Origin of the sequence: Vibrio thalassae (assembly GCF_900089835.1) — a bacterium.
GTDB classification, from domain to species: domain Bacteria; phylum Pseudomonadota; class Gammaproteobacteria; order Enterobacterales; family Vibrionaceae; genus Vibrio; species Vibrio thalassae.
The window spans coordinates 1-26,045 of record NZ_OANU01000101.1 but is presented as its reverse complement, the minus strand read 5'-3'; the positions used below and the strand labels follow the sequence as shown (position 1 = coordinate 26,045).

Here is a 26,045-nt window from a genome sequence, read left to right as displayed (position 1 = left end):
TTTTTGTATTGATGAGATAATCACCAACAATTAGATCTCCTATTGGAATGTATTTACCTTCGTATTGCAAGCTTAAGCTGATATTCTATACCGATGAAAAAGACGCATATCACAGAGCAAAAGTTCGCCGAATTAGATTTGCACCCGCAAATCATTGAAGGATTGGAAAAAAAAGGGTTCAAATATTGTACCCCTATCCAAGCCTTGGCGTTGCCGGTACTGCTCGCCGGCCGAGATATTGCAGGACAGGCCCAAACCGGGACTGGAAAAACGCTTGCGTTTTTAACTGCTACCTTTAATCACCTACTAACAACGCCAGAACATGATGGCCGCAAACCGAATCAACCGCGTGCGATTATCATGGCTCCAACCCGCGAACTTGCTATCCAGATCCAAAACGATGCCAAGCCGTTGATTGAGAGTACAGGGCTAAAGACCGCACTTGCCTATGGTGGCGACAGCTACGACAAGCAGTTGGCTAAGATCGAAGAAGGCGTCGATATTCTTATCGGTACCTGTGGTCGTATTATCGACTTCTACAAGCAGCGTGTTTTCAACCTAAACAACATTCAAGCCGTAGTGTTGGATGAAGCCGATCGCATGTTCGATCTTGGTTTTATTAAAGACATTCGTTTTTTGTTCCGTCGCATGCCTGAGCCAAAAGACCGTTTGAACATGCTGTTCTCAGCAACACTGTCTTACCGAGTTCAAGAACTGGCCTTCGAACACATGCACAACCCTGAGCACGTTGTTGTCGAGCCAGAGCAAAAAACTGGTCATCGAATTCAAGAAGAGCTGTTCTATCCATCGAACAATGAAAAAATGGCTCTGCTACAAACACTTGTAGAAGAAGAGTGGCCAGATCGCGCGATTATTTTTGCTAACACTAAACACAAGTGTGAGAAAGTCTGGGGCCACTTGGCTGCCGACGGTCACCGTGTCGGGCTACTTACTGGTGATGTTCCTCAGAAGAAGCGTGAGAAAATCCTAGAGCAGTTTACACGTGGTGATGTCGATATTCTGGTTGCTACCGATGTAGCGGCGCGTGGTCTGCATATTCCTCAAGTAACTCACGTTTTTAACTACGACTTGCCAGACGATTGCGAAGATTACGTTCACCGTATTGGCCGTACTGGTCGTGCTGGTGCAAGTGGTCACTCCATCAGTTTTGCTTGTGAAGAATACGCGATCAATTTGCCAGCGATTGAAGAATACATTGAGCACCAAATCCCAGTCTCTGACTACGATTCCAGCGCACTACTTACAGAACTGCCTGCGCCACTTGTTCTGAAAAGTCGTAACTCAGGTCAGCGCCGTACCAACACTGGTGGTTCAAGACCGTCAAACAGAAAGCCTCAAAGAAGGCCAAGAGCGCCACGATCTTAACAGGAAGTAAGCAGTATTTATGAGTCTCGCAGTGAATTCTTCGCCACTTTACGCTGCCATTGATTTAGGCTCCAACAGTTTCCATATGTTGGTAGTTCGTCATATTGATGGCAGTGTTCAAACGATGGCTAAAATTAAGCGGAAAGTTCGTCTAGCCGCTGGTCTAGATGCCGAGTTAGCCCTTAGTCAAGAAGCGATGCAACGCGGCTGGGATTGTTTGAGTCTTTTCGCTGAAAGGCTACAAGACATTCCAAAAGAAAATATTCGTATCGTTGGGACTGCGACTTTGAGAACCGCGACCAATGTGGATATTTTCTTAAAGAAGGCCAACGACATTCTCGGTTATCCTATTCAAGTCATTAGTGGTGAAGAAGAAGCTGCGACCATCTATAAAGGGGTGGCTCATACCTCAGGTGGTACTGGTCGTCGCTTAGTCGTCGACATTGGTGGAGCCAGTACAGAGCTCATCATCGGTGAAGGCTTTGAACCTAAAGCTCTCACCAGTTTAAAAATGGGCTGTGTGACTTGGCTAGAGCACTACTTCAAAGACCGTCAACTTAATAGAGCGAACTTTGAACGTGCCATTGAAGGAGCTAAGCAAGCACTCACACCAATTCTGGACAACTACCAGCATATTGGCTGGGATGTGTGCGTTGGCGCTAGTGGTACCGTGCAAGCACTGCAAGAGATCATGCTGGCTCAAGGTATGGATGAAGTTATCACTCATGCCAAACTAAAGCGTCTTCAAAAACAAGCCATGCAAGCCGATCACTTGGAAGAGCTTGATATCGACGGCCTAACTTTAGAACGTGCCCTCGTCTTCCCAAGTGGTCTCTCTATTCTGATCGCCATCTTTGAGCTGCTCAACATCGACTCCATGACACTAGCCGGAGGCGCATTGCGTGAAGGTATGGTGTATGACATGGTCGAGGAGCTGCAACAAGATGACATCCGTGCTCGAACCATCAATAGCGTTCAATCACGCTGTCAGTTAGATGTGGAATACGGCGAACAGGTTGCAACTACAGCTCTGCAACTGCTCAAAGATTGTGGTGGTGATACCTGGCTTGAAGAGCCACAAGCACCTGCGTTGCTCGAATGTGCGTCCAAGCTTCACGAAATTGGTCTTACTCTCGATTTCAAAAAGGCTGGCGAACATAGTGCGTACTTACTAACCAACTTAGATTTACCGGGTTTTACTCGTGCACAAAAACACCTGTTAGCGGAAGTTGTACGTCGTTATAAAGACCAACTGAGTCCTTTTCCAGCACAGCATGCGCTGTCAAGTAAAAGTGCCGAGCGTGTACTACGACTCTTACGTTTAGCGGTAATTATCACTCATAGACGTAAGCGAGAGTTACAGCCTAATATCTCAGTAGCGTGCAAAGATAATCGACTTACCTTATCGATAGATAAACAGTGGCTAGAGCAAAATCCGTTGTCTGCAGCGGAGTTAGAAATTGAATCCAACCGTCAATCTGACATGGGCTGGCCACTCGACATTCAAGCGATCTAACCGATAGTACGAAGATAAAAAAAATCCCGAATCTTGATATTCGGGATTTTTTTTATTGTTTGACGACTACGCGTTCACGCCAGTCACCGAAATATTCGGGTTTACTGCGGTTAACTTCTTCACTAAGAAGTTCAATAACACACCATACATAGGAACAAATAAGCCAAGGCTGATCACCAACTTAAAGCCGTAATCGACTAAGGCGATTTCTGTCCAATGCTCAGCCATAAACGGATCTGGACTTTGGTAAAATGCGATAGCAAAGAAGGCTAAGGTATCAAGCGCATTACCAAATAGTGTAGAACAGGTCGGTGCCACCCACCATTGCTTCATTTGACGTAAACGGTTGAAGACATGTACATCAAGAATTTGTCCCAACAGATAGGCCATAAAACTTGCCGCCGCAATACGCGCAACGAACAGGTTAAACTCTCCTAGATGACTCAATCCTTGAAACTGACCTTCAAAGAACAGTACCGATAATGCATACGACACAGCCAGCGCGGGCAACATAACGAGGAAAATGATTCTTCGTGCTAACCCGGCACCGAAAATACGTACAGTCAAATCCGTTGCCAAGAAGATAAACGGAAAAGTAAAAGCGCCCCACGTGGTGTGGAAACCAAAAATAGTAAAGGGTAGCTGCACTAGATAATTACTGGATGCAATAATCACTAGATGGAAGAGAACTAAAAATGTCAGGGCTTTGCGCTGCTGCGCAGGAGAAAACGGGCTCATATTGTACCTTTTTCGTTTTGCTTGGGGTTGAGGGAACCCAAGGTGAGGCACAGCCTCTGGTTACTAAAATTAAGTGTTTGTTGGCTACTTAGGTAGCGGCGGGCGATTATACATTAATCAATTTTAGGTGCAACAACTCGATATAGAGCAAACGTTTCCCGTCAACAATAGACTAGAATCCGCGTCGAAATAGACTCGCAAGAAAATCAAACTCTTCCTTACTCCCTGCCACATCTAACGCTTCGAACCACATGAGCTCACTATAATGCTCGCCTTTCAATAATATTCGACAACCTTCAAAATCCACCAGCCACGTATGAATGTCTGCATCCCATTGTTTTTCAACTACAGTGGCAGATAACTGTGCAACTAATGAACTGGCGATGGCATCAAAACTGTCAAAATCAAAGCTGGGTGTCATTAGCACTAACTTTCCTTCCGCTTCGATATAATCTCGCAAACCAAAATCAGCCATATTGGGTCAAATACTCCTGTATGAGATCAAGGAAAGGGTCGGCATACTTCTCTAACTTGCGTTCACCTACTCCATTCACCGCCAACATTTCACCGTAAGAGGTGGGCAGTATTTCTGCCATATCAATCAGCGTCGCATCACTGAAGACGACATAAGGAGGTAAACCATCTTCATCAGCAATCGATTTCCGTAGCTTACGCAATTTAGCAAACAGCTTCTTATCGTAGTGTTTAGAAGCAAGTTTGTCAGATTTGGCACTTCGTGCAGCTGTATCCAATCGAGGCACTGCCAACTCTAGGCTGTTTTCTCCACGTAACAGAGGGCGAGCCTCTTCGGTCAGCTGCAATGTCGAGTTGCGGGTGATATTTTGGCTCAGTAAACCTTTGTGTATGAGCTGCCTAAATATACTCACCCAATAATCATGACTATGATCACGTCCAATGCCATACGTCGTCAGTTTGTCGTGCCCATGTTCACGAATACGAATATTCGACATACCACGCAATACTTCAACCACATAGCTAATACCAAAGTTCTGGTTGACACGATAGACACAAGACAACGCTTTTTGCGCTTCTTGCGTCGCATCAAAATGTTTCGGCGGGTCGAGACATATATCGCAGTTGCCACATGGCTTCTCACTGTACTCACCGAAATAGTTCAGCAGCACTTGGCGACGGCAGGTTTGTGCTTCAGCAAACGCGCTCATGGCGTTGAGCTTATGACTTTCAACCTGCTTTTGCGGACCTTCTTCTTTTTCATCCAACATACGACGCAACCAGCCAATATCGGCAGGGTCGTAGAGCATCATTGCTTCTGCTGGCAAGCCATCACGCCCTGCTCGCCCAGTTTCTTGATAGTAAGACTCAATATTACGAGGAATATCAAAGTGCGCAACGAAACGCACATTGGGCTTGTTAATCCCCATACCAAAGGCCACTGTCGCAACAACTACTTGAATATCATCACGTTGAAACGCGTCTTGGACATAGGCTCTTTCATCCATATCCATTCCAGCGTGATACCCAGCAGCGCGTACATGGTTGGCACACAGTTTCTCCGTCAACATCTCGACTTTCTTACGACTACCACAATAGATGATGCCGCTGCCTCCTTTGTTCTCTTCTAAGAAGCGCACAATTTGTGAGACTGGTTTATGTTTCTCAATCAAGGTGTAGCGGATATTCGGCCGGTCAAAACTACCAAGATATTCATGGGGATTATTGAGACTAAGACGATGGATAATGTCTTTGCGAGTCGCATCATCTGCCGTGGCAGTCAACGCCACCATAGGAACGAAAGGAAATAACTCTTTTAATCGACCTAACGCCGCATATTCCGGTCGAAAATCATGTCCCCATTGAGAAATACAGTGCGCTTCATCAACCGCGATCATCGACAAGTTAATGTGCTCTAACCGTTCAATGAAGTCGTGCATTAACACACGTTCCGGCGACACGTAAATCAGCTTCAGCTGACCGCTGTTCATTCGGCGGTAGATATCGATTAGCGTTTCTCTGGATTGAGTCGAGTTTATACACTCAGCGGCAACGCCATCTGCTTTCAACTGATCAACTTGGTCTTTCATTAAAGAAATCAGCGGCGAAATCACTAGGGTCACACCACTGCGAACCAACGCTGGAATTTGGTAGCACAGAGACTTTCCCCCACCCGTTGGCATAATCACCAAACCATCGTTGCCAGCAATGGCATTGTCGATCACTTCTTGTTGCCCGGCACGAAACTCTTGATAACCGAACACGGATTCCAACACAGACTGTGAACTTGGTTGAGATTCAGATTGTTCAGCAAGTAACACAGCGGTCATGCGATATCCCGAGAAAATGATAGGTCGAAAACGCTACATTGTAGAGATGTTCCCATGGGAAAGAAACTCATAATCATAGCCAATAACAATAAAAAAACGTCTGTAAAACGCGCAATAATTAGTCCAATAGATAACAACGGGTTATACTCAGTGCCTTTCTTCCCTTTACGGCCCAATGGCCTTCTCTTGAGAAAATTTGTATGTCACTAGAAGAACAACAGAGAGCCAAACAAGGCGTACTTTTGGCTATCGGCGCCTATACCATGTGGGGTATTGCTCCGATTTACTTCAAGGCTCTGTCTGAAGTATCACCACTAGAAATTTTAAGTCACCGCGTGATTTGGTCGTTCTTTCTATTAACTGCTTTACTCCATTTTGGCCGCCATTGGCGCAGTGTAAGAGACGTGTTCCGTTCTAAAAAGAAAATGGGCTACTTGTTTACTACCGCGTTATTAGTGGGTGTGAACTGGTTGATTTTCATTTGGGCCGTCAACTCTAATCATATGTTAGATGCCAGTCTGGGCTACTATATTAACCCGTTGATTAACGTCATTTTAGGTATGTTGTTCTTAGGAGAACGATTACGAAAACTGCAATGGTTCGCTGTCGCCTTAGCCACTATTGGCGTTTTAATACAGCTTATCGCATTTGGCTCTGTGCCCGTGGTCGCACTTGCCCTAGCCATGAGTTTTGGTTTGTATGGGCTATTAAGGAAAAAAGTCAGCTTGGATGCACAAACTGGATTGTTTATCGAGACGTTAGTCATGTTGCCCGCCGCAGCAATCTATCTGTTGTTCATCGCTAGTACGCCAACATCCAATATGTTTGCCAATCCAGCAACATTGAACATTCTACTGATTTCTGCGGGCGTGATTACCACATTACCTCTACTGTGCTTTACAGGTGCGGCGACTCGATTGAAGCTATCGACTCTCGGTTTTTTCCAATACATTGGCCCTAGTCTCATGTTCTTGCTTGCCGTCTTGGTTTATGGCGAAGCCTTCACATTAGACAAAGCAATGACATTCGTCTTTATTTGGAGTGCCTTGGTGGTGTTCAGTTTTGATGGCATTAAAACCAGCCGAAGTAATAAAAGATTAAAAGCTCAATAATCAGTCGAGGTGTCCGTTTTTTACAAGACACCTTTTATCAACCAAAGATACACTGACACCATTGGATTGATATTAGGAGGTTATTTTGCAACAGATCAGTTACCTGTCGTCACCAATCCCTGATATCAATTTGATCAGTGGTTACTATAAAGAGTTCGCGTTCCAAAAACACTATCATCTCGATTACCATTTCGGGTTGATCGTCAATGGTCAGCAGCAGTTTAATTTAAAAGGACAGAGCTATACCTGTGGCCCAGGTGATCTCGTGTTAATGCCACCGGATGAGTTACACGATGGCCAAGCGCGTTTTGATGAAGGATATGAAGTCAAAGTACTTGCTGTGTCACCACATTGGCTCTCTCGTCTGAAGCCCAATAACCATCAAGGACAGTTAGGTTTTCACAGCCCAATTGTCCAAGAGCCTCGATTGTTTCGTGCATTGCTGAATACTCATCTGGTATTAAGCAATAACAAGTTCTGCGCGCTGGCGCGCGATAGTCTGCCATACGAAAGTTTTGAACAGCTGCTTGGTCGATACGCGAGGGGCACGGAACGCGATAGACAACCTATCGGTACTAAGCAACTGGCACAAGTACGTGACTATGTCATGAGTTACCTTGATCAGCCGATCCGTCTCGGCCAACTGGCGGCACTGTGCGATTTAAGTGAACGACAATTTCACCGCCTATTTAAGCAGGCAACCGGCATGTCTCCGCATGCCTGGTTGACTCGTCTTAGATTAGAAAAAAGTTTGAGCCTAGTGAAAGCTGGAAAACCTGCCGCACAAGTGGCACTGCAAACGGGCTTTTATGACCAAGCACACTTCAGTCGAACCTTTCGCAGTGTCTACGGTATTTCACCCTCTAAAATCAATTAACAATCTAATTTCAATATGAACGAAATCACAATTTTGATGACACTGGCAACGGTTCATTTCGTTGCTTTAATGAGCCCTGGACCTGACTTTGCTCTCGTAGTCCAAAATGCGACTAGATTTGGTCGACAAACCGGTTTCTATATCGCTCTAGGCTTATCATTCGGCATCTTGCTACATTCCATTCTAAGTCTGACCGGAGTAAGTTATGTGGTACACCAACACCCGGCGCTATTTGCACTGATTCAAATTGCAGGTGGCAGTTATTTACTTTATTTAGGCTCTGGCGCACTGCGCTCTGTGTACTCTCGATGGGAACAACGCCACCAACCTAAAGATCTGGCCAATGACGCCAGCCTATTACTGTCAAGTCGCAGGCAAGCTTTCTCCCGAGGGTTTACCACCAATATTCTTAATCCCAAAGCGTTGGTATTTTTTATCAGCTTAATGTCCAGCATAGTCCCGTCGACCATGTCTGTGACAGGTAAACTCATGGCACTGGGAATACTCTGGTCTTTATCCCTGGCTTGGTTTTCTTTTTTAGCTTGGGCACTCTCGACCAAACGTATGCAACAAAAGCTTGGTTCTGCATCTATATACATTGATGCATTGTGTGGATTGTTATTTTCAGGGCTTGGCTTGATGATTTTGCTGCAAGTGTTGTCCTCATTTTAGAGTCCATTACTCCATTCGACACTGTTCGTGTAAGAGATCTCTCACAAAGCAGTAGGTCATTATCGCTTTATGCCCCAAGACTTAGACCAGAGAAAAACATAAACCACTGATTTTTAATGGTTTGTATTTTTTCTCATTGCTGAGAATTAGGATTTTTTCCTTTCAGCGCAATTGTTCTAAAGCGAGTATCGTTTATCATTAAACATGTCGGAAGGAAGCTGACATGGAACAGGAAACGCTCAGGGATTTGGGCATCTTCAGGAAGAAGATACGGTTATTCAGGATGAGTAATCGGCACGGAAAGCAAATTGGACATTGAATGGACGCAATAGTAACTAGGATGGTTGCTACTAAGGAAAGACAATGGACACCTCTGGAAGAGGCAAGGACTTAACATCAGGAAGATGTCAGGGACACCGCTCAGGGATCAAGTGAAGTGCGCTAACGAGGATTGTTAGCAGGTCAGGATAAGGCCAATGGACACCGCTAGGAAGGCGACGAAAGGAATACGCTGAAGGAATACAGCATACTATCAAGGATTAGATGCATGGAGCACCTATAGTAGCCGGATTGCTGCGAGTAAGACCATAACCCCGTAGGGCGTGAGCCCTCGGGGTTTTTCTTTATCTGTATTGCAGATTAAATTGAACTCTCAAAACACCTATAAAAAAAGCAGCCTAAGCTGCTTTTTTGCTATTTAGATCATCGGTAACCTAAAGCTGTTCAAGCTTGGCATATTGCGTCACTAACCACTTGATCCCTTCTCCATTAAAGGCAACTTGCACCCGACTTTGTGGCCCGCTTCCTTCGAAATTAATAATCGTTCCCTCACCAAACTTCGGGTGTTTAACACGAGAGCCTAGACTAAATCCAGTCTCATTGAAGTTGTTTTTAACTTCGGCTTGGCTAAAGCGTCCAGTGCTAGTCGGTCTGCTCACTTGTGCCTTCATACGTACTTCTTGTAAACACGTTTCTGGCAATTCACGAATAAAACGAGAAGGCTTGTGATATTTATCCTGGCCATACAAACGACGCATTTCAGCATAGGTAATAAAGAGCTTTTCCATCGCACGCGTCATGCCGACATAACACAAGCGACGCTCTTCCTCTAATCGACCCGCTTCCTCTGCTGACATTTGACTCGGAAACATGCCTTCTTCTACCCCAACCATAAATACCATTGGGAACTCCAACCCTTTAGCACTATGTAGTGTCATTAATTGCACCGCATCATCAAATTCATCCGCTTGACCTTCACCCGCTTCAAGAGCCGCGTGAGTTAAGAAGGCGGTCAGCAATGTCATATCTTCAGCCTCTTCCGGCTTTTCGAACTGACGAGTTGCAGTAACCAATTCCTCTAAGTTTTCAATACGTGCTTTGGATTTCTCACCCTTTTCCTGTTCATACATCAAGAATAGGCCTGAAGTTTTAATGACATGGTCAGTTTGCTCATGCAGTGGCGATTCAAAGGTGTCGTCTTCTAATGCGTTAATAAGCTCAATAAAACGCGACAATGCGCCTGCAGCACGTCCCGCTAATACCTTTTCATCCAAGATTGCAATACTGGCTTCCCACAGTGTGGCACCGCGATCGCGCGCAGCAAAACGAATGGTATCCAGCGTCTTGTCTCCGAGGCCACGTGTTGGGGTATTCACGATTCGTTCAAATGCGGCATCATCATTACGGTTCGCCATCAATCGTAGGTAGCCAAGCGCATCTTTGATTTCTTGGCGTTCGAAGAATCGCATCCCTCCGTAGATTCGATACGGCAGTTGAGCTTGAATAAGTGCTTCTTCCAAAACACGAGACTGGGCGTTGTTTCGGTATAACATGGCACAGTCCGTCAGACTGCCACCTTTCTCTTGCCATTCCTTAATTTTGTTCACCGCAAAGCGCGCTTCATCTAGCTCATTGTAAGCAGAGTAAACCGAGATTTTTTCGCCTTCATTACCGTCTGTCCACAGCTCTTTGCCCATACGCTCAGTGTTGTTGGCGATCAGTTCGTTGGCAGCTTCAAGTATGGTCTTCGTTGAGCGATAGTTCTGCTCGAGACGAATGGTTGTCGCGCCTAAATATTCGTCGAGGAACTTCTGAATGTTCTCAACCTTAGCACCACGCCAGCCATAAATAGACTGGTCATCGTCACCGACAATCATCACTTTACAATCAGGACCCGTCATCATTCGTAACCACGCGTACTGAATATTGTTAGTGTCTTGGAACTCGTCCACCAAAATGTGTTTAAAGCGAGCTTGATAGTGCTCACGAACAAACTTGTTGTCACGCAGCAATTCATGAGCACGCAGCAAGATTTCGGCAAAATCCACCAGCCCCGCGCGATCACAAGCTTCTTGATAAGCGGTATAGATTTGCAAATAGGTTTTCGTCACAGGATCTTGATAGCTATCAATGTGTTGTGGTCTCAAACCTTCATCTTTCTTGCCGTTGATCCACCACGCTGCCTGACGTGCAGGCCACTGTTTCTCATCTAGATTTTGAGCTTTTATCAATCGTTTCAGAAGGCGTTGTTGATCATCAGAATCTAGAATTTGAAAGTCTTCTGGCAGCTTCGCATCAAGATAGTGAGCGCGCAGTATGCGATGGCAAATACCATGGAAAGTGCCATTCCACATCCCTGATGCACTACCCATCATCAACTCTTCGATTCGCCCTCTCATCTCCGCAGCCGCTTTATTGGTAAACGTCACTGACATGATGGAAAACGGCGAAGCATTTTCCACTGACATTAACCAAGCGATACGATGTACAAGTACGCGAGTTTTGCCACTACCAGCACCAGCTAGCACCAACATATGCTCTAACGGAGCTGCAACAGCTTCACGTTGTTTGTCATTAAGGCCGTCGAGAAGAAGAGATGGATCCATGATAGTTAGCTACTGGTTATTTATACATATCGATTGATTATAACTCAAACAGTGTGTTGGTTTCAGAAAAATATTAGTTTTTTTATTTTGATTTAAACTCTTAAAAATCAGATAAATAAAACATTATTTAACACTTTTCTAATTATTTCTTGGGTTTTTTGAAAGATTTCCGAAGCCCTTCCCCTCCTATTGAATAAGCAAGTCGCAACGAAGCACTTGTGAAAAGAAACCACAAGGATCAAGTCAAGGAAGTTATTATGAAAACTACAAATCTAGCTATCACTGCCGCAGTTACCGGTCTAATTGCCCTAGGTGGCACTATGCTTACTGCCGCTCCAGCTCACGCAGCAGAAAAAGAAAAATGCTATGGCGTCTCTAAAGCAGGTAAAAATGACTGTGCAACGAAAACAAGCTCATGTGCTGGTACAGCAAAAGAAGATAACCAAAAAGATGCATTTGTCGTCGTACCAAAAGGGCTATGTGGCAAGCTTACAGGCGGTAGCACTGAATCAGCATAGTAAGCCTCCAAAGTCGAAATCAATACTGCTTGCAGCTTAGCTTATTTGTAACTTTGTTTGTTCATCCATTTTTAAGTTACAAGCAGCATGAAGGGGCGTCATTGAGCGCCCTTTCACTTTTCTACAGCTTACTCACAACACATCACGGATCAGGGAGATCACAATGGATCGAAGTCAGGCATTTCAATTAGTTGGTGTTGGGTTACGTACACCCCATCTTGACTACTTCGAACACAATACCACTCAAGTTGGCTGGTTGGAGATTCACAGTGAAAACTACTTCCAAACCAATAGCCTTGAGTATCAGCAATTGCTCGCCATTCGAGAGCAAGTTGAGATCAGTTGCCATGGTATTGGTTTGTCTCTAGGTTCGACCAGCAACGTCAACCCATCACATTTACAGTCTCTCAAGCAACTGATCCACGAGGTTCAACCGTTTGCTGTTTCCGATCATCTCAGTTGGAGTGAACATGGAGGTCACTACTTCAACGACTTACTACCGTTGCCCTACACGGAAGAAGCTTTGCAACTTTTTTGCCGTAATGTTCTGCATGTTCAAGACGTGATTCAACGTCCACTATTAATAGAGAATCCCTCTAGCTATCTTCGTTTTAATCATTCAACGATCCCAGAATGGGAGTTTTTAGCGGAAGTACAGCGCAGGACCGATTGTCGTCTATTGCTTGACCTAAACAATGTGCACGTCTCCAGTTTTAATCATCGCTACGATACCCATCAGTATTTAGAGGCCATCGACCCTAGTACTGTCGACGAGATTCATCTAGCCGGATTTACTCGTAAGCAATTAGAACAAGGTGAGATTTGGATTGATACACACAGTACTCGCGTGTCTGATGAGGTTTGGCAGCTCTATCTGCACTGGAATCGCATTAATAAACCAGTTCCAACTTTAATCGAGTGGGATTTAGATATTCCCTCACCTCAAGTGCTCCTAGAAGAAGCCCATAAAGCCATCGTCATCTTAACTGATAGTGCTTGTCCTCAAACGTTAAGGAGTGCTTAGTCATGACGCTTAACGAACTCCAACAAAGGTTTACTAAAGCATTACGCTACCAAAGCAGCGGACAGGACTGTAATGTCTTATCCGATCAGTTCAGCGCAATTGAACGAGTCCAAATCTATCGAAATAACTTTGTAATTAGCTTATCTGAGGTGCTAGCGGCTTGCTATCCGATAACACGCCAACTGGTTGGTGACGAGTGTTTTGACTCGATGGCAAGGCATCATGTAACGCAGCACCCTCCGCACTCCGGGAATGTGATTACCTATGGCGCTGGATTTGCTGACTCAGTTAGTCAGCTTGAAAACATCACGGCTGCCGTTCCATATTTAGCTGATGTGATGTCTATAGAGTGGTTATTGGACGAACTGAAAAGAGCGGAAGACATACCCTTAAAACAAAGCATTGAACCTATCATCAATTTAACGTCCGTCGCAGAAAGCCAGCATTCAGATATCGTGTTTCATGTGAAACCTTCTAGTCATCTAGTCCACTCTAATTTCGCCATTGGTCGTCTTTTCCAAGCGGTAAGAGATAACCAATTTGACCAACTAGACATCCACCAAAATGAAACGCTACTCCTAGTGAAACGAGGATCTGGTCAGCCAACAATACATATTTTAGACAACCAGCTTCAACAGCTCTGGACAGAGATCAGCCATGGCAAACCACTAAGACATATTGATCCCGCACTACTACCTCAACTACCAAACTTACTAAACTGGGATGTTGTAGCCGGGTTCACTCTATTTAGCGAAAACAATTCAAGGAGTAAGGTATGAATACCAAAGTAACGCATTGGCTCACCACTTATGACCACGTTATTGAAGCGCTGCAACGAGGTTTTATTCCCTTACTTTTAGTGTTTTGTCGACTTTGGGTGTCGTGGGTATTTTTTAACTCCGGACTCACCAAGATAGCCTCTTGGGATAGCACTCTATATTTGTTTGAATATGAATACCACGTACCACTTATACCTTGGGAATTAGCGGCCTATATGGGAACCGCAGCAGAATTAGTGTTGCCTGTATTTATGGTTGTTGGATTGTTCACTCGCCCTATGGCTGCGATATTATTTGTGTTTAATATAATTGCCGTTGTTTCATATCCGCTGCTTTGGGAAAAAGGTTTTTATGACCATCAATTATGGGGATTAATGATTTTGATAGTGGTTGTTTGGGGGCCGGGAGCTATTTCTGCAGATAAAGTTATCCGGTCTAAATTTAATTAGCAGCAAAATAGAGAAAAAAATAACCCCGCTTAATTTAGCGGGGTTATTTTTAAATATGGTTTATTTATTCGCCAGGAACTCTTTCAGTTCTTCTGCGGAAATACCTTGGTCAGCAAGCTCTTTCGCTAGTAGTTGAACTTGTTCACCTTTGCGAGACTCAATGACTCTCTGAAACTGATAGACGATATCATGCAACATGTGGATTGGTACTTGTTTAGCGGCACTGCGGATACGCTCTTCGCTCTGATTGCCTAATTCATTAAGCAATTTACCAAACATGATTTTTTCTGGAGACTCTTCCATCTGCTCGAGAATGCGAGCCATTTCGTAAGTTGTCAAAGACATTACTGCGTTTATCCAGTTAATAATTAATACGATGTGTTTAGTGCTAAATATACACCTGTTTCATTAATTGGAAAACAAAATCGTTTTTTAATTAGCCGATTTTTACAGTTTGATGCCATCCTTTGCCAACTTTTGATTTCAAGATGAATAATGCAGGAAGAACTAACCACATCTGCATGGCGACCATATAAGGCGCATCCAGACCCGCTCTTTGCATGATTCCCACGAGTAAACCAGAGCCACTCATTTGGAACAGTCCTAGTAACGCTGCCGCTGTGCCCGCTTTATCTCCGAACGGTGCCAGTGCCTTGCCAGCGGAGGCGCCTAAGATAAGTGCAAAACCAATTGAGGAGATAATCACCGGCAGCATGAACGATACCGGCGTTGCAAAACGCGCGCCCCAAGCCATGAGCCCACCAGCAACGAGTAGTGTACTTATCCCCAACCGTAATGTTTTATGAGTCCCGATTTTATCCATGACCCTTGGTGCTAGCATGCACGCAGCAATATTAAACACCGCATTCAAACCAAACCAATAGGTAAACTCATCCATCGTTAGTCCCATCTGCTCCATTAGAACCACTGGTGCTGAGGTGACATAAGCGAGGATAACGGCCATCGCGAGTAAACATAATGACGCGTGAAACACGAATGTCGGTGTTCGTACGACATCAATATAACGCGATAAAGAAAAATACCGCTGCCCCTCTTGTTTAGAGTTCGTTTCACGCATATTGAACAGAACTAACGCACCAACAAACAAGGCGAAGCCGGCCATAAAACTGAAGTTAGCACGCCAGCCATACTGTTGAGTTAAGTAGCTTCCCAAGATCGGGGCTAACGCTGGAATAAAGCAAATAGCGCCATTCAGGTAACTGATTACCTTGCCGCTTCGCTCTGGTCCATACATGTCGCGAACGGTTGCAAAGGCTGCCACAGATGTCGCACACGCACCTAAGCCTTGCAACAGCCTCGCAGCAAGCATCCAATCAATTGATTGAGCAGCCCACGCCAAGCAAGCGCTCAAACCATAGATAGCTATACCGCCAAGAGCAACCGTTCGACGTCCAAGTTTATCCGCTAGAGGACCAGCAAAAAGTTGACCTACACCCATCGCAAACAAAAACCAAGTAATCGTGTCTTGCGCCAACGTGTGCTCAACATCGAAAGCCGTAGAAATCTGCGTTAATGCTGGAAGATAGATATCAATAGCCAAAGGGCTAAAGAACACTAGCATCACTAACGCAGCGATTTGGATTTTTGATGGTGCTGTTTGCAAAGTGCTTGCCTCTTACAGATAGATAACTTTCATTAAGGGCGCTGAGTGTAGTCTTGTTATGATATGAACAGAAATGGTTTATACTCATTAGTATTATTCCAATTAGGAATTTCTTTAAATGAATCTTGAAAAGCTCAGCCGTATCGATCTTAACTTATTGCTATGCTTCAATGTGTTGCTGGAAGAATGTAACGTCACCCGTGCGGCAAACCGGCTATGTCTCAGCCAATCAGCGGTAAGCAAATCACTTGCAAAACTTCGAGTGCTTTTCGATGACCCACTGTTTACTCGTCATGCGCATGGTTTGTTACCTACCCCTCGCGCATTACAACTCAAACCTAAGCTCGAGGTTCTTGTTACTCACATGCAGTCGATAACCGAACCTCCACAATTCTCGCCCACTACCAGCGAATATCGATTTCATATCGCTGCGGTAGAAAGTGTGTATCCGCTAATTATGCCCCATTTTTTACCCGCGATTTTTGGTCAAGGCCCAAACCTGAGTATTAGCACCCACTCTTGGAATGAACTGACATTCGAAAGAATGCAAAAAGGTGAGCTTGATTTAGGAATAACAGGCAAAGATATCGATATCAGAGACGCCGTTCGCACCATGTACCCACCGGATGATATCCAAGAACTTGAAGTGTATCGTGACAGCCAAATGTGTCTAGTACGTGCAAATCACCCCGTATTATCTAAACCTTGGAATTTGGAAACCTATTTATCACTGCGTCATGTTCAAGTGCGTTGCGATGGTAGCGATCGTTGGTTATTAGATTACAAACTTTCCGATATGGGCAGAGAACGAGATGTTGCGATCACCGTACCTGACTTTAATAATGCCGCTGCACTTTGCAGTTATACCGATTTTGTGTTTACCGCCCCAAGACATTTTGTACATCTAGTCGCTGAGCAAATGGGGTTAACCGTGCTCCCCCTACCATTAGAATTCCCTCCTATGGCGTATACACTCTTTTGGCATAAAGACAGAAATCGAGATCCAGCACTAACTTGGTTGATTGATATTATCCGTCAGAAGACACTACACCTAAGATGACCCGTATATCACGAAGCCGTGAATTGCGATTGTTGGAACCTTATTTCGCAACCGTTAGAATCGTTTGTATATAGGGCATAAAAGCGCTAGGTTATAGGGCAAACACTACCAGGTGACTTGTTTCGCCAAGATGAAGGAATAACAGATGCAGGAACAAATTTCTCGCCGAGTTGAGCTGATTCAAGCTTGGCTTGTAGCAAACGATCTTGATGCGTTTATCGTCGCACACGAAGATGAGTACTTGGGCGAGTATGTACCCGCTCACAATGAGCGTCTACATTGGCTTACTCAATTTACAGGTTCAGCAGGCGCTGCGGTTGTGACTCGCGACAGTGCAGCCATTTTTGTTGACGGACGTTATACCGTACAAGTTAGAAAGCAAGTGCCAGATGGTATTTTTGAATACTGTCACCTCATTGAACAGCCACCGATTAAATGGGTAAGTGAGACGCTTCCAGTAGGGTCTCGTATTGGAATAGACCCACGAATGCATCGCGGCAACTGGTACCAAAGTGCTTTAGTTCAATTAGGTAGTAAGTTCGAACTGGTTGCGACAGAAGAGAATCCTATCGATATTAACTGGACCGATCGACCAGAACCTCAGCTAAGCCAAGTTCGTTTAATGCCTATCGAAAAAGTAGGACAAACCAGCCAAGATAAGCGCACTGCACTAGGACAGTTACTGGCTGCTTCTGACGCAGATGCCGCAATCATTACTGAGTTAGACTCAATTTGCTGGCTGCTAAACGTTCGTGGACTTGACGTGTCTCGGCTACCTGTATTACTCGCCCATGCCATTCTCTACACCGATGGTTCAACAAAGTTCTTTATCGATGAGTCGCGAATTGACGACCGTGCTGCATTTGATATTCATGTCGGCAGTGGCGTCGAAGTCTGTCCTCCAAATGAGCTCGAACAAACACTCGAGACACTTGCTGGCAAAACAGTCACGCTCGATCCTGCAACCAGTAACGCTTGGTTCCAACTCAAACTTGAAGCTTTCGGTGCCAAACAGCTAGAGCTTGCCGATCCATGCTTAATGCCCAAAGCAGCTAAGAACGATGTCGAAATAGCAGGAATGAAAGCCTGTCATATTCGTGATGGTGCCGCCATGGTTAAGTTTCTTTCATGGCTAGACAAAGAAGTAGCAAGCGGCAATCTGTATGATGAAGCGGTGTTATCAGATAAGTTAGAATCATTGCGCCGACTTGATAATTCACTCGTCGATCTTAGCTTTGACACCATTTCTGCATCAGCAGGAAATGCAGCAATGTGTCACTATAACCATGAAAACCAAGACGTCCCCGGCGCGATTATTCAAGATACCTTATATCTGGTTGACTCCGGTGGTCAGTATCTCGATGGTACTACTGATATCACGAGAACCATCGCTATTGGCTCACCTTCCGAAGAAATGAAACGTCAATTTACCTTGGTATTAAAAGGTCACATTGCGCTAGCATCAGCGCTCTTTCCTAAAGGTACTTGTGGTCACCAGTTAGATGTTTTAGCTCGCCAACATTTGTGGGCAAATGGTTTTGACTATGATCACGGCACTGGTCATGGTGTTGGTCATTTCTTAAGTGTTCATGAAGGGCCGCAACGTATTGCTAAAGCGGTCAATAACACTCCTCTTGTAGCTGGTATGGTGCTATCAAATGAACCTGGTTATTATCGCGCAGATGAGTTTGGTATTCGTATTGAAAACTTAGAATTGGTTGTCGAGAAATCGACTCTAGGTGATACCAGCATGCTCGGTTTTGAATCGTTAACTCGATGCCCTATCGACAAACGAAACATTATTAGCTCACTGTTAAGCGATACCGAAATTCGTTGGTTGAACTCGTATCACAACACAGTGTTTGATGAAGTCGCACCATTAGTGGAAGGTGACGCGCTGGATTGGTTGGAACAAGCCTGTGCACCGCTTGCTGATTAATTGATACGCAACGTTACAAAAAAGGAGCTGCCCAACAGCTCCTTTTTTGTTTCACGTGAAACACTCAACGAATTACCTCGACTTAACCGGAATAAGATTGATGCCAATCTTTCCAAACCGGTTCCATGCCAACCCTCTTAACCGACTTAGCGACAAGCTTAGCACTGCGCTCATCACTGATAGCAAACTGCTTAAGCTCTTCTTCTTCGTTGGCATACCCACCTGGCTGTGTTTTGGATGCAGCACTAATGCTGGTAATTCCTAGTGGATACACATTATCTCGGAACGTTGGAGATTCACGTGTCGACAAAGAAAGCTCAACTTCGTTATTAAACAATCGATAGGCGCATATGAGCTGTACTAACTGCTTATCAGTCATTACTGACTTGGGTTGCAATGCTCCTTCGCATGGCCTTAACCTTGGAAACGAGATTGAGTAACGTGACTTCCAATAACGGCTTTCTAGATACAGTAAGTGTGCCGCCACAAAGAAGCAGTCTGTACGCCACTCCTCTAACCCAATTAAAGAGCCAATGCCTATTTTATCGATGCCCGCTTTCGCTAATCTATCTGGTGTATCCAACCGATAGTCAAAGTCCATCTTATTGCCACGTAGATGATGCTCAGCGTAGGTTCTACGGTTATAGGTTTCTTGATACACCATAACAGCATCCAAACCGTTAGACTTTAACTCGGCATACTCATCTTGATCTAAAGGTTGCACTTCCATTGCTAGGTAGCTGAAATGCTTTTTGATAACCGGGAGAGCTTGCTTAAAGTACTTCATCCCCACTTTGTTTTCATGCTCTCCAGTAACCAATAGAATACTGTCAAATCCCATTGTTTTGATCACTGTGCATTCTGCCTCTATTTCATCTTCCGACAGAGTCTTGCGTTTGATGCGATTTTCCATGGAGAAGCCGCAATAAGTACAAGCATTGGCACAGAGGTTAGACAGGTACAATGGTATGTACATCGACAGCGTATGCCCAAAGCGTTTACGAGTGAGTGCAAAAGAGCGCTGTGCTAATGGCTCTAGATACGACTCCGCTGCAGGAGAAATTAGCGCTTTAAAGTCTTCGAGATCTAACTTGGTTTTAGTTAAAGCCCGCTCAACGTCTCTTGCTGTTTTGGTATAGATTGATAGACGAACGTCGTCCCAGTTGTACTTAGCGTGTTCCTCAACAAAACTCATCGTTTCACCTTAACCTTTCAAACTCACATTGCATCAAGAAACGCCGTTAGCGGACTAGAAGCTACTGCATGGTTTACCGTTCCAGCTAACCCACTTTCATAGGCTAAACGCCCCGATTCAACCGCAAGTCTAAATGCACGCGCCATTTGAATAGGATCGGCCGCTGCAGCAATCGCTGTATTTACTAACACGGCATCGGCGCCCATTTCCATCGCCAACGCCGCGTGAGAAGGTGCGCCTATACCAGCATCGACGACCACTGGTACATTGGCTTGCTCGATGATAATCTCGAGGAAATCACGACTCACCAAACCTTTGTTACTGCCAATGGGCGCTCCCAAAGGCATTACCGCAGCACAACCCACTTCTTCGAGATGTTTACATAACGTGGGGTCTGAGTGGCAGTAAGGCAGCACTATAAATCCGTCTTTGACTAACTGCTCTGCCGCTTTTAAAGTCTCAATTGGGTCTGGTAGTAAATATTTGGGATCTGGATGAATTTCAAGTTTCAGCCAATTTGTGCCTAACGCTTCTCGGGCTAAGTGCGCGGCAAAGATGGCATCTTTTGCGTTTTTTGCTCCAGAAGTATTAGGTAGTAGGTTGACGTTATTAGCGATCAAAGGACTCAGAATATCGTCATCCTGTTGCTGTAGGTCGACTCGCTTTAATGCCATAGTCGCTAACTCTGACTGGCTTTCAGCAATGGCCGCTATCATCAGCGACTTATCGGCAAATTTACCCGTTCCGGTAAACAAACGTGAGTGAAAGGTTTTTCCCGCGATAGTGAGCATATTAGCCTCCTGCAATAGCTTGGAAAACATTGATGGACATGTTGGATTTAACGGTGAAATTAGGCCATTTAGCTCTTGGTATAATTTCATCATCAACGGCTACCGCACAGCCCCGCGTTTCAATACCTAGCTCTTCGAGTACACCAGCGAGGGTCAACTCGTATGTGGTTTCTTTCAGTGCGTTATTTACTGTAAATTGGATCATTCTTGATTCCTGCTGTTTTCTTCGAATCACTGCAAACTGAACACGCCTCATCATGAGAAATCTTGAGAGACTGCCACCTTCCATTTAAACCATCAAAAAGCTTAAGCTCGGGCTGATTATTGTTATGCAGACCCGTTATTACTTTTAACGTTTCCAATGCTTGGTAGACACCCATCATCCCCACAACCGGCCCCATAACACTCGATTCAGAACATTTCGTTGCAGTGTCAAACTCATCAAATGGATAAAGACAGCGATAACATGGGGTGCGTTGTTTAGAGAAGTGAAATACCGACTGTTGGCCATTCCAACCTATCGCGGCCGCCGTCACTAGGGCTTTTTTATTTTCAACACAGGCTTTGTTGATTGCCTGCCGGGTTTCTATATTGTCTGTGCAGTCAACCACAACATCTGCTAGTGATACCTCTAGTGCGAGCTGGTGACCATCTAGACGGCGCTTAACAGCCCTAACATGAATGTCTGTGTTTTGTTCTTTGAGGAAACTAGCCAGTGTTGTGACTTTTGATTGCCCAATCTGATTCGAGCCATAGGTAATTTGTCTAGGCAAGTTTGACAGTTCAATCTCATCATCATCAGCGATAACGATTCTTCCTACTCCTGCTCCGGCTAAATACATACTTGCCGCTGTACCTAACCCACCACAGCCAACAATTAGTACGTGACTTGCACAAATCGTCGCTTGACCGCTCTCGCCCACATTGTTCAGACTCAGCTGCCTAAGGTATTGTTGAAACTGCTTATCGGAGACCATCACGCTCTCCCATCATTATGTGAGAAAACTCGTCGATTACGTGCTGGGTGTCTTCGGCCAAGGTCAGTGCCCTGACCACCGCTAGGCTGGTAACACCACAATCCCACACCGGTTTGGCGGTTTGCAGGTCAATACCGCCAATAGCAACCGTTGGATAACCAAGCTTGTCAGCATAGGGTATTGAGTCGATTAATTGCTGATACAGAGCGAGTCGTACTAAACCCTGAGGACGTGATGGCATGACTTTCGTTGTGGTCGGAAATATATGCCCCAGGGCGATATAGCTAGGGTGAATTTGTACCACCCTGAGCAGCTCATAGTAGCCATGAGTAGAGAGACCAAGTGCGATATTGTTTTCAGCCAACAGCGAAAGTTCTGCAGTCTCGATATCCTCTTGGCCTAGGTGCACACCAAAGGCACCGTACTGGATAGCCAATTGCCAGTAGTCGTTTATAAATACCTGGGCGTTGTATTGCTCACCCAATTGAATCGCTTGCTGAATTTGTTGTGCAAGGTTAGGCAAACTCGGGTTTTTGATTCTTAATTGAATCGTTTTTATCCCTTGCTTCAACAAACGCTCAATCCACTCTACACTATCAACAACCGGGTAAAGACCCAGACTGTTTTTGTACAATGTTGGAAAAACCGATGAAGATGCTCTCACAGCCCAACCCACTCGTATGCCAAGTTCTTTGTTTTCTATCACGGGAGTGAAGAATTGCTCTCTTGTAGATGGCCATGTTTCACGTGAAACACTTCCAGCTCGAGCTAGCATAACCGCGTCTTCAAGTGGGAAATCTAAAATAATAGCGACAATAAACCACGCAAAATGCTGATGAGTATTCGCTAATGATAATGCTCCCGATGACGCTTTAATGACCTCTTCACGACAAGCCCAAATATCACTCCGTCCCGACTCTGAGTCAACGTCAAGGTAAACGTCACCAAACGACATTGAGTGCATTACCTGCGGGAAATTACTTTCCACAAAGCCATGATGATAGTGAAGTCTGTAGTCCGCATCGTTATCCATTTGCACTGATGGCAAATCGGAACTGATCATCTGGCAACGTTCTGAATTTTCAATTTGAACAACATTCAGCTCATTAACAACTGATATCTGAATATCATCGATATCAAAGCCCACACTCTGCGCTAACGACAAAACGTGACGAACGCTTTTCACTAGGTCTTGATGAATAGATGGAATTAAAAGTGTCAACGGAAGCTCCTTCGTTACTCTTCAGTTACTGCTGGATGGTAAAGTTCGGCGCCCGTCGCTCTGAACTCTTTAGATTTTTGACGCATACCTTCCAACGGGTCATCGATCAATTTAATGTCGATGCTCTCTCCCCCTTGCTGTTCCTTGGCATATTCTCGAACTTCTTGAGAGATTTTCATGGAACAAAATTTAGGTCCGCACATAGAACAGAAATGGGCAACTTTTCCTGATTCTTGAGGAAGGGTCTCATCATGAAATTGACGCGCGGTATCAGGGTCTAATGACAAATTAAACTGGTCTTCCCAACGGAACTCAAAACGAGCCTTTGACAAAGCGTTATCGCGAATTTGTGCTCCAGGATGTCCTTTAGCTAAGTCGGCAGCGTGAGCGGCGAGCTTATAGGTGATAAGCCCAGTTTTTACGTCATCTTTATTTGGTAAGCCAAGGTGCTCTTTAGGTGTCACGTAGCACAGCATGGCACAGCCATACCAACCTATCATAGCGGCGCCTATACCTGACGTAATGTGGTCATAGCCCGGAGCGATATCGGTCGTAAGAGGTCCAAGGGTGTAGAATGGTGCTTCGTGACAATGCTCCAGTTGCTGTTCCATATTCTCTTTGATCATATGCATTGGAACATGGCCTGGACCTTCAATAATTACTTGTACATCGTGTTCCCAAGCAATTCTGGTCAGCTTGCCTAGCGTGCGTAGTTCGGCAAACTGAGCTTCATCATTGGCGTCAGCAATAGAGCCAGGGCGTAAACCGTCGCCTAAGGAAAGGGCCACGTCATAGCGTGCACATATCTCACAGATTTCTCTAAAGTTGGTATAGAGGAAACTCTCCTCGTGGTGGGCAAGACACCACTTAGCAATAATGGAGCCACCGCGAGATACGATTCCAGTAACACGTTTAGCAGTCATCGGAATATGGCTGAGGAGTAAGCCAGCATGAATGGTAAAGTAGTCAACACCCTGCTCTGCTTGCTCGATAAGCGTATCACGCATAACTTCCCAAGTAAGATTTTCAGCAACCCCATTCACCTTCTCTAGAGCTTGATACATAGGAACCGTGCCAATTGGCACTGGGCTATTTCTTAGTATCCACTCTCTGGTTTCATGGATATTCCGTCCTGTGGATAAATCCATAACGGTATCTGCGCCCCAGCGAGTCCCCCAAACAAGTTTCTCAACTTCTTCTTCTATGGATGAGGTGACGGATGAATTACCAATATTGGCATTAACCTTCACCAAGAAATTGCGTCCAATGATCATTGGCTCTGACTCGGGGTGGTTAATATTAGAAGGAATGATAGCGCGCCCTTCAGCGACCTCTTTGCGAACGAACTCTGGCGTAATCTCTTTGGGTAAGTTAGCACCAAAGTGCTGACCCGGATGCTGCTGGGTGAGCATTTCATCATTGAGTTTTTGACGTCCCATATTCTCGCGTATCGCGATGTATTCCATTTCAGGGGTAACGATGCCTTTCCTAGCGTAGTGCAGTTGAGTAACACATGCGCCCTTTACACCTCGTCGAATACGGGGAAGCTGACCATAGCGAAGCTCATCAAGGGTCTCATCTTCAAGCCTTTGTTTGGCGAATTCTGAACTAACACCGGCTAATACTTCCGTATCAGCACGTTCATCAATCCACTGTTCTCTTAACTTTGGTAAGCCTGAATAGAGGTTAATATGGTGGTTTGGATCCGTATACATGCCTGATGTATCGTAAACATGAATAGGTTCGTTGGGAACATACACAGGACTGTCCTGACTGCCGCCAATAAGGCTGTCAGCTAACGCTATCTCACGCATCGGGACGCGTAAGTCGCTACGACTACCTTGAATATAGGTCTTTTGGGAGTTTGGGTATGGGGTCACCGATAGTGTATCGATGAAGTTTTTTGCTTCCAGTCTACTTTGTTTACGTGTCGACATAGCATTTCCCTATATATCATATAGTTATAAAAGATAAATGCTTGACGGATGTGTGAACACAAGAGGTATCAACCACAATAGCTTGCGCTATTTGATAAATAAAAGAGGGAGGATTTCCATTTTATTCTCCTGTTCCCTTCGCTGGTACTAACCAGATCAGGTTCAACGGATCCCGAATTAACGGTCTCAGCCCTAAGGCACTCCGACAAGTATTGAGGCGATTATAGAGTAATCAGCTCTGATTTTTCAACCGAACTGTGTCGCTTTTTGTTTAACTTTTGATCAACAACTGAAAGCCTATCCAACATGCTGAGATACTCACAATCACGTTCAATAGAATATTCAAGCCCATTTTAAAAAAGGCGCCCTGTTGTATCAAAAGCACATTATCCATAGAGAACGTGGAGAAGGTCGTTAACGCACCAAGAAATCCAAGACCTATAATTTGACGCCAAGGCTCTGGAGCAAGCACTTCGGTCTCAAAAGCGGCAATTAGCAGACCCATGATAAATGAACCTACCACGTTAACAGTGAGTGTACCGTAAGGAAATCCTCGACCAAAAAGTACGATACACAACTCTGATATTAAGTATCGAGAGCAGGCGCCGAAAGCCCCGCCCAATGCAATAAAACCTAAAACTGAAAACTGACCCATCTACGAGTACCCAAAATAAAATGTCTATACAGCTAATAGTATACGAACACCTAACGATTTCGACCTCAGTCATCGAAAATTATGTTTTCACAACACACCATCGCCCTGCATTTATGTTCATTATTTAAAACGTTACATGCGTCACTTTAACTTACTTTGATGTACCCGATTAGTCCGGTTTCGGCGTTTTTCAAGGTAGTTGTCGCCTTTAATTTTTTAAGCAGCTTCTTTCTGCCTTTCAGGATTTAGCTTAACTTCACCAACTTCATCCCAGTTTCTAGATTCGTTTGACCACCGCTGTGGGTTGGCTGCTCTCGCTTGTTTATAAAGCTCTTTGCGCTTAGCTAAGATGGTACTATCCTCTCCATTATGGCGTTGAACTGGGG

24 protein-coding genes and 1 riboswitch are annotated in these 26,045 nt (G+C 44.8%); of the genes, 11 read left to right on the top strand and 13 right to left on the bottom strand.

The features are described from left to right. The first annotated feature begins 93 nt into the window (after positions 1–93). The gene (rhlB, locus tag VTH8203_RS19265; RefSeq protein ID WP_096995099.1) at positions 94–1,386 is read left to right on the top strand and encodes an ATP-dependent RNA helicase RhlB; all 1,293 of its coding nucleotides are present in this window, start codon (positions 94–96) and stop codon (positions 1,384–1,386) included. 19 nt (positions 1,387–1,405) lie between these two features. Beyond that, a complete protein-coding gene (gene gppA / locus VTH8203_RS19260; protein WP_096995097.1) occupies positions 1,406–2,902 on the top strand; it encodes a guanosine-5'-triphosphate,3'-diphosphate diphosphatase in 1,497 nt (498 codons plus the stop codon). A 66-nt stretch (positions 2,903–2,968) separates the two neighbouring features. On the opposite strand, the gene VTH8203_RS19255 is transcribed toward gppA, so the two are convergent. From VTH8203_RS19255 to recQ, 3 genes are all read right to left on the bottom strand, one after another. After that, positions 2,969–3,640 (bottom strand): 7-cyano-7-deazaguanine/7-aminomethyl-7-deazaguanine transporter, encoded by a 672-nt coding sequence (locus VTH8203_RS19255; protein ID WP_006074581.1) that lies wholly within the window; start codon positions 3,638–3,640, stop codon positions 2,969–2,971. 172 nt (positions 3,641–3,812) lie between these two features. Beyond that, positions 3,813–4,115 (bottom strand): DUF3630 family protein, encoded by a 303-nt coding sequence (locus VTH8203_RS19250; RefSeq protein WP_096995096.1) that lies wholly within the window; start codon positions 4,113–4,115, stop codon positions 3,813–3,815. Beyond that, positions 4,108–5,943, bottom strand: a complete 1,836-nt coding sequence (gene recQ / locus VTH8203_RS19245; RefSeq protein WP_096995095.1) for an ATP-dependent DNA helicase RecQ — start codon at positions 5,941–5,943, stop codon at positions 4,108–4,110. The genes VTH8203_RS19250 and recQ overlap by 8 nt, the downstream gene beginning before the upstream one ends. 200 nt (positions 5,944–6,143) lie before the next feature. Between recQ and rarD the strand changes: the two genes are divergently transcribed. The 3 genes from rarD to VTH8203_RS19230 all read left to right on the top strand — a co-directional run bounded on the left by rarD (position 6,144) and on the right by VTH8203_RS19230 (position 8,604). Next, positions 6,144–7,055: an EamA family transporter RarD gene (gene rarD / locus VTH8203_RS19240; RefSeq protein ID WP_096995094.1), complete on the top strand. Its 912-nt coding sequence runs from the start codon at positions 6,144–6,146 to the stop codon at positions 7,053–7,055. A gap of 85 nt (positions 7,056–7,140) precedes the next feature. Further along, the gene (locus VTH8203_RS19235; RefSeq protein WP_096995093.1) at positions 7,141–7,932 is read left to right on the top strand and encodes an AraC family transcriptional regulator; all 792 of its coding nucleotides are present in this window, start codon (positions 7,141–7,143) and stop codon (positions 7,930–7,932) included. Between the two features lie 15 nt (positions 7,933–7,947). Then, positions 7,948–8,604, top strand: coding sequence for a LysE family translocator (locus tag VTH8203_RS19230; RefSeq protein ID WP_096995092.1), 657 nt, complete (start codon positions 7,948–7,950; stop codon positions 8,602–8,604). A 713-nt stretch (positions 8,605–9,317) separates the two neighbouring features. On the opposite strand, the gene uvrD is transcribed toward VTH8203_RS19230, so the two are convergent. Next, positions 9,318–11,489 (bottom strand): DNA helicase II, encoded by a 2,172-nt coding sequence (gene uvrD / locus VTH8203_RS19225; RefSeq protein WP_167385847.1) that lies wholly within the window; start codon positions 11,487–11,489, stop codon positions 9,318–9,320. Between the two features lie 257 nt (positions 11,490–11,746). Between uvrD and VTH8203_RS19220 the strand changes: the two genes are divergently transcribed. The 4 genes from VTH8203_RS19220 to VTH8203_RS19205 all read left to right on the top strand — a co-directional run bounded on the left by VTH8203_RS19220 (position 11,747) and on the right by VTH8203_RS19205 (position 14,259). Then, positions 11,747–12,007 (top strand): BufA1 family periplasmic bufferin-type metallophore, encoded by a 261-nt coding sequence (locus tag VTH8203_RS19220; protein WP_006074592.1) that lies wholly within the window; start codon positions 11,747–11,749, stop codon positions 12,005–12,007. A 163-nt stretch (positions 12,008–12,170) separates the two neighbouring features. Beyond that, the gene (bufB, locus tag VTH8203_RS19215; RefSeq protein WP_096995089.1) at positions 12,171–13,031 is read left to right on the top strand and encodes an MNIO family bufferin maturase; all 861 of its coding nucleotides are present in this window, start codon (positions 12,171–12,173) and stop codon (positions 13,029–13,031) included. A 2-nt stretch (positions 13,032–13,033) separates the two neighbouring features. Beyond that, a complete protein-coding gene (locus VTH8203_RS19210) occupies positions 13,034–13,810 on the top strand; it encodes an HvfC/BufC N-terminal domain-containing protein (protein ID WP_096995088.1) in 777 nt (258 codons plus the stop codon). Continuing rightward, positions 13,807–14,259, top strand: coding sequence for a DoxX family protein (locus VTH8203_RS19205; protein ID WP_096995086.1), 453 nt, complete (start codon positions 13,807–13,809; stop codon positions 14,257–14,259). Before VTH8203_RS19210 ends, VTH8203_RS19205 begins: the two co-directional genes overlap by 4 nt. Positions 14,260–14,319: 60 nt before the next feature. Here the strand turns inward: VTH8203_RS19205 and tsrA are convergent, their stop codons facing one another. Next, the gene (gene tsrA, locus VTH8203_RS19200) at positions 14,320–14,604 is read right to left on the bottom strand and encodes an H-NS-like global regulator TsrA (RefSeq protein WP_096995085.1); all 285 of its coding nucleotides are present in this window, start codon (positions 14,602–14,604) and stop codon (positions 14,320–14,322) included. Positions 14,605–14,695: 91 nt separating this feature from the next. Then, a complete protein-coding gene (locus VTH8203_RS19195; RefSeq protein WP_244181262.1) occupies positions 14,696–15,841 on the bottom strand; it encodes a multidrug effflux MFS transporter in 1,146 nt (381 codons plus the stop codon). A 160-nt stretch (positions 15,842–16,001) separates the two neighbouring features. On the opposite strand from VTH8203_RS19195, the gene VTH8203_RS19190 reads away from it, so the two are divergent. Both VTH8203_RS19190 and VTH8203_RS19185 read left to right on the top strand, forming a co-directional pair. Next, positions 16,002–16,943 carry a LysR family transcriptional regulator gene (locus VTH8203_RS19190; RefSeq protein ID WP_096995083.1) on the top strand — a complete coding sequence of 314 codons (942 nt, stop codon included), beginning with the start codon at positions 16,002–16,004 and terminating at the stop codon, positions 16,941–16,943. Between the two features lie 145 nt (positions 16,944–17,088). Next, complete coding sequence (locus VTH8203_RS19185) at positions 17,089–18,882, top strand: aminopeptidase P family protein (protein WP_096995082.1); 1,794 nt, start codon at positions 17,089–17,091, stop codon at positions 18,880–18,882. Positions 18,883–18,964: 82 nt separating this feature from the next. Here VTH8203_RS19185 and thiH read toward each other — a convergent pair whose 3' ends face one another. From thiH to crcB, 7 genes are all read right to left on the bottom strand, one after another. After that, positions 18,965–20,077, bottom strand: coding sequence for a 2-iminoacetate synthase ThiH (thiH, locus tag VTH8203_RS19180; protein WP_096995081.1), 1,113 nt, complete (start codon positions 20,075–20,077; stop codon positions 18,965–18,967). A gap of 23 nt (positions 20,078–20,100) precedes the next feature. Continuing rightward, positions 20,101–20,868 (bottom strand): thiazole synthase, encoded by a 768-nt coding sequence (locus VTH8203_RS19175; RefSeq protein WP_096995080.1) that lies wholly within the window; start codon positions 20,866–20,868, stop codon positions 20,101–20,103. Between the two features lies 1 nt (position 20,869). Then, positions 20,870–21,073 carry a sulfur carrier protein ThiS gene (thiS, locus tag VTH8203_RS19170; RefSeq protein WP_096995079.1) on the bottom strand — a complete coding sequence of 68 codons (204 nt, stop codon included), beginning with the start codon at positions 21,071–21,073 and terminating at the stop codon, positions 20,870–20,872. Next, positions 21,051–21,845: a HesA/MoeB/ThiF family protein gene (locus VTH8203_RS19165; RefSeq protein ID WP_096995078.1), complete on the bottom strand. Its 795-nt coding sequence runs from the start codon at positions 21,843–21,845 to the stop codon at positions 21,051–21,053. Before VTH8203_RS19165 ends, thiS begins: the two co-directional genes overlap by 23 nt. Next, positions 21,832–23,067 (bottom strand): thiamine phosphate synthase, encoded by a 1,236-nt coding sequence (locus tag VTH8203_RS19160; RefSeq protein WP_096995077.1) that lies wholly within the window; start codon positions 23,065–23,067, stop codon positions 21,832–21,834. Before VTH8203_RS19160 ends, VTH8203_RS19165 begins: the two co-directional genes overlap by 14 nt. A gap of 14 nt (positions 23,068–23,081) precedes the next feature. Then, complete coding sequence (gene thiC / locus VTH8203_RS19155) at positions 23,082–25,004, bottom strand: phosphomethylpyrimidine synthase ThiC (RefSeq protein ID WP_096995076.1); 1,923 nt, start codon at positions 25,002–25,004, stop codon at positions 23,082–23,084. Between the two features lie 116 nt (positions 25,005–25,120). Beyond that, positions 25,121–25,219, bottom strand: a riboswitch (TPP riboswitch). 56 nt (positions 25,220–25,275) lie between these two features. After that, positions 25,276–25,659, bottom strand: coding sequence for a fluoride efflux transporter CrcB (gene crcB, locus VTH8203_RS19150; protein WP_096995075.1), 384 nt, complete (start codon positions 25,657–25,659; stop codon positions 25,276–25,278). Positions 25,660–26,045: the final 386 nt, after the last annotated feature.

Bases quoted from the DNA above. Each gene is read 5' to 3' on its own strand.
- rhlB (WP_096995099.1), top strand. From the start codon at position 94: ATGAAAAAGACGCATATCACAGAGCAAAAGTTCGCCGAATTAGATTTG.
- gppA (WP_096995097.1), top strand. From the start codon at position 1,406: ATGAGTCTCGCAGTGAATTCTTCGCCACTTTACGCTGCCATTGATTTA.
- VTH8203_RS19255 (WP_006074581.1), bottom strand. From the start codon at position 3,640: ATGAGCCCGTTTTCTCCTGCGCAGCAGCGCAAAGCCCTGACATTTTTA.
- VTH8203_RS19250 (WP_096995096.1), bottom strand. From the start codon at position 4,115: ATGGCTGATTTTGGTTTGCGAGATTATATCGAAGCGGAAGGAAAGTTA.
- recQ (WP_096995095.1), bottom strand. From the start codon at position 5,943: ATGACCGCTGTGTTACTTGCTGAACAATCTGAATCTCAACCAAGTTCA.
- rarD (WP_096995094.1), top strand. From the start codon at position 6,144: ATGTCACTAGAAGAACAACAGAGAGCCAAACAAGGCGTACTTTTGGCT.
- VTH8203_RS19230 (WP_096995092.1), top strand. From the start codon at position 7,948: ATGAACGAAATCACAATTTTGATGACACTGGCAACGGTTCATTTCGTT.
- uvrD (WP_167385847.1), bottom strand. From the start codon at position 11,489: ATGGATCCATCTCTTCTTCTCGACGGCCTTAATGACAAACAACGTGAA.
- VTH8203_RS19220 (WP_006074592.1), top strand. From the start codon at position 11,747: ATGAAAACTACAAATCTAGCTATCACTGCCGCAGTTACCGGTCTAATT.
- bufB (WP_096995089.1), top strand. From the start codon at position 12,171: ATGGATCGAAGTCAGGCATTTCAATTAGTTGGTGTTGGGTTACGTACA.
- VTH8203_RS19210 (WP_096995088.1), top strand. From the start codon at position 13,034: ATGACGCTTAACGAACTCCAACAAAGGTTTACTAAAGCATTACGCTAC.
- VTH8203_RS19205 (WP_096995086.1), top strand. From the start codon at position 13,807: ATGAATACCAAAGTAACGCATTGGCTCACCACTTATGACCACGTTATT.
- tsrA (WP_096995085.1), bottom strand. From the start codon at position 14,604: ATGTCTTTGACAACTTACGAAATGGCTCGCATTCTCGAGCAGATGGAA.
- VTH8203_RS19195 (WP_244181262.1), bottom strand. From the start codon at position 15,841: ATGCTAGTGTTCTTTAGCCCTTTGGCTATTGATATCTATCTTCCAGCA.
- VTH8203_RS19190 (WP_096995083.1), top strand. From the start codon at position 16,002: ATGAATCTTGAAAAGCTCAGCCGTATCGATCTTAACTTATTGCTATGC.
- VTH8203_RS19185 (WP_096995082.1), top strand. From the start codon at position 17,089: ATGCAGGAACAAATTTCTCGCCGAGTTGAGCTGATTCAAGCTTGGCTT.
- thiH (WP_096995081.1), bottom strand. From the start codon at position 20,077: ATGAGTTTTGTTGAGGAACACGCTAAGTACAACTGGGACGACGTTCGT.
- VTH8203_RS19175 (WP_096995080.1), bottom strand. From the start codon at position 20,868: ATGCTCACTATCGCGGGAAAAACCTTTCACTCACGTTTGTTTACCGGA.
- thiS (WP_096995079.1), bottom strand. From the start codon at position 21,073: ATGATCCAATTTACAGTAAATAACGCACTGAAAGAAACCACATACGAG.
- VTH8203_RS19165 (WP_096995078.1), bottom strand. From the start codon at position 21,845: ATGGTCTCCGATAAGCAGTTTCAACAATACCTTAGGCAGCTGAGTCTG.
- thiC (WP_096995076.1), bottom strand. From the start codon at position 25,004: ATGTCGACACGTAAACAAAGTAGACTGGAAGCAAAAAACTTCATCGAT.
- crcB (WP_096995075.1), bottom strand. From the start codon at position 25,659: ATGGGTCAGTTTTCAGTTTTAGGTTTTATTGCATTGGGCGGGGCTTTC.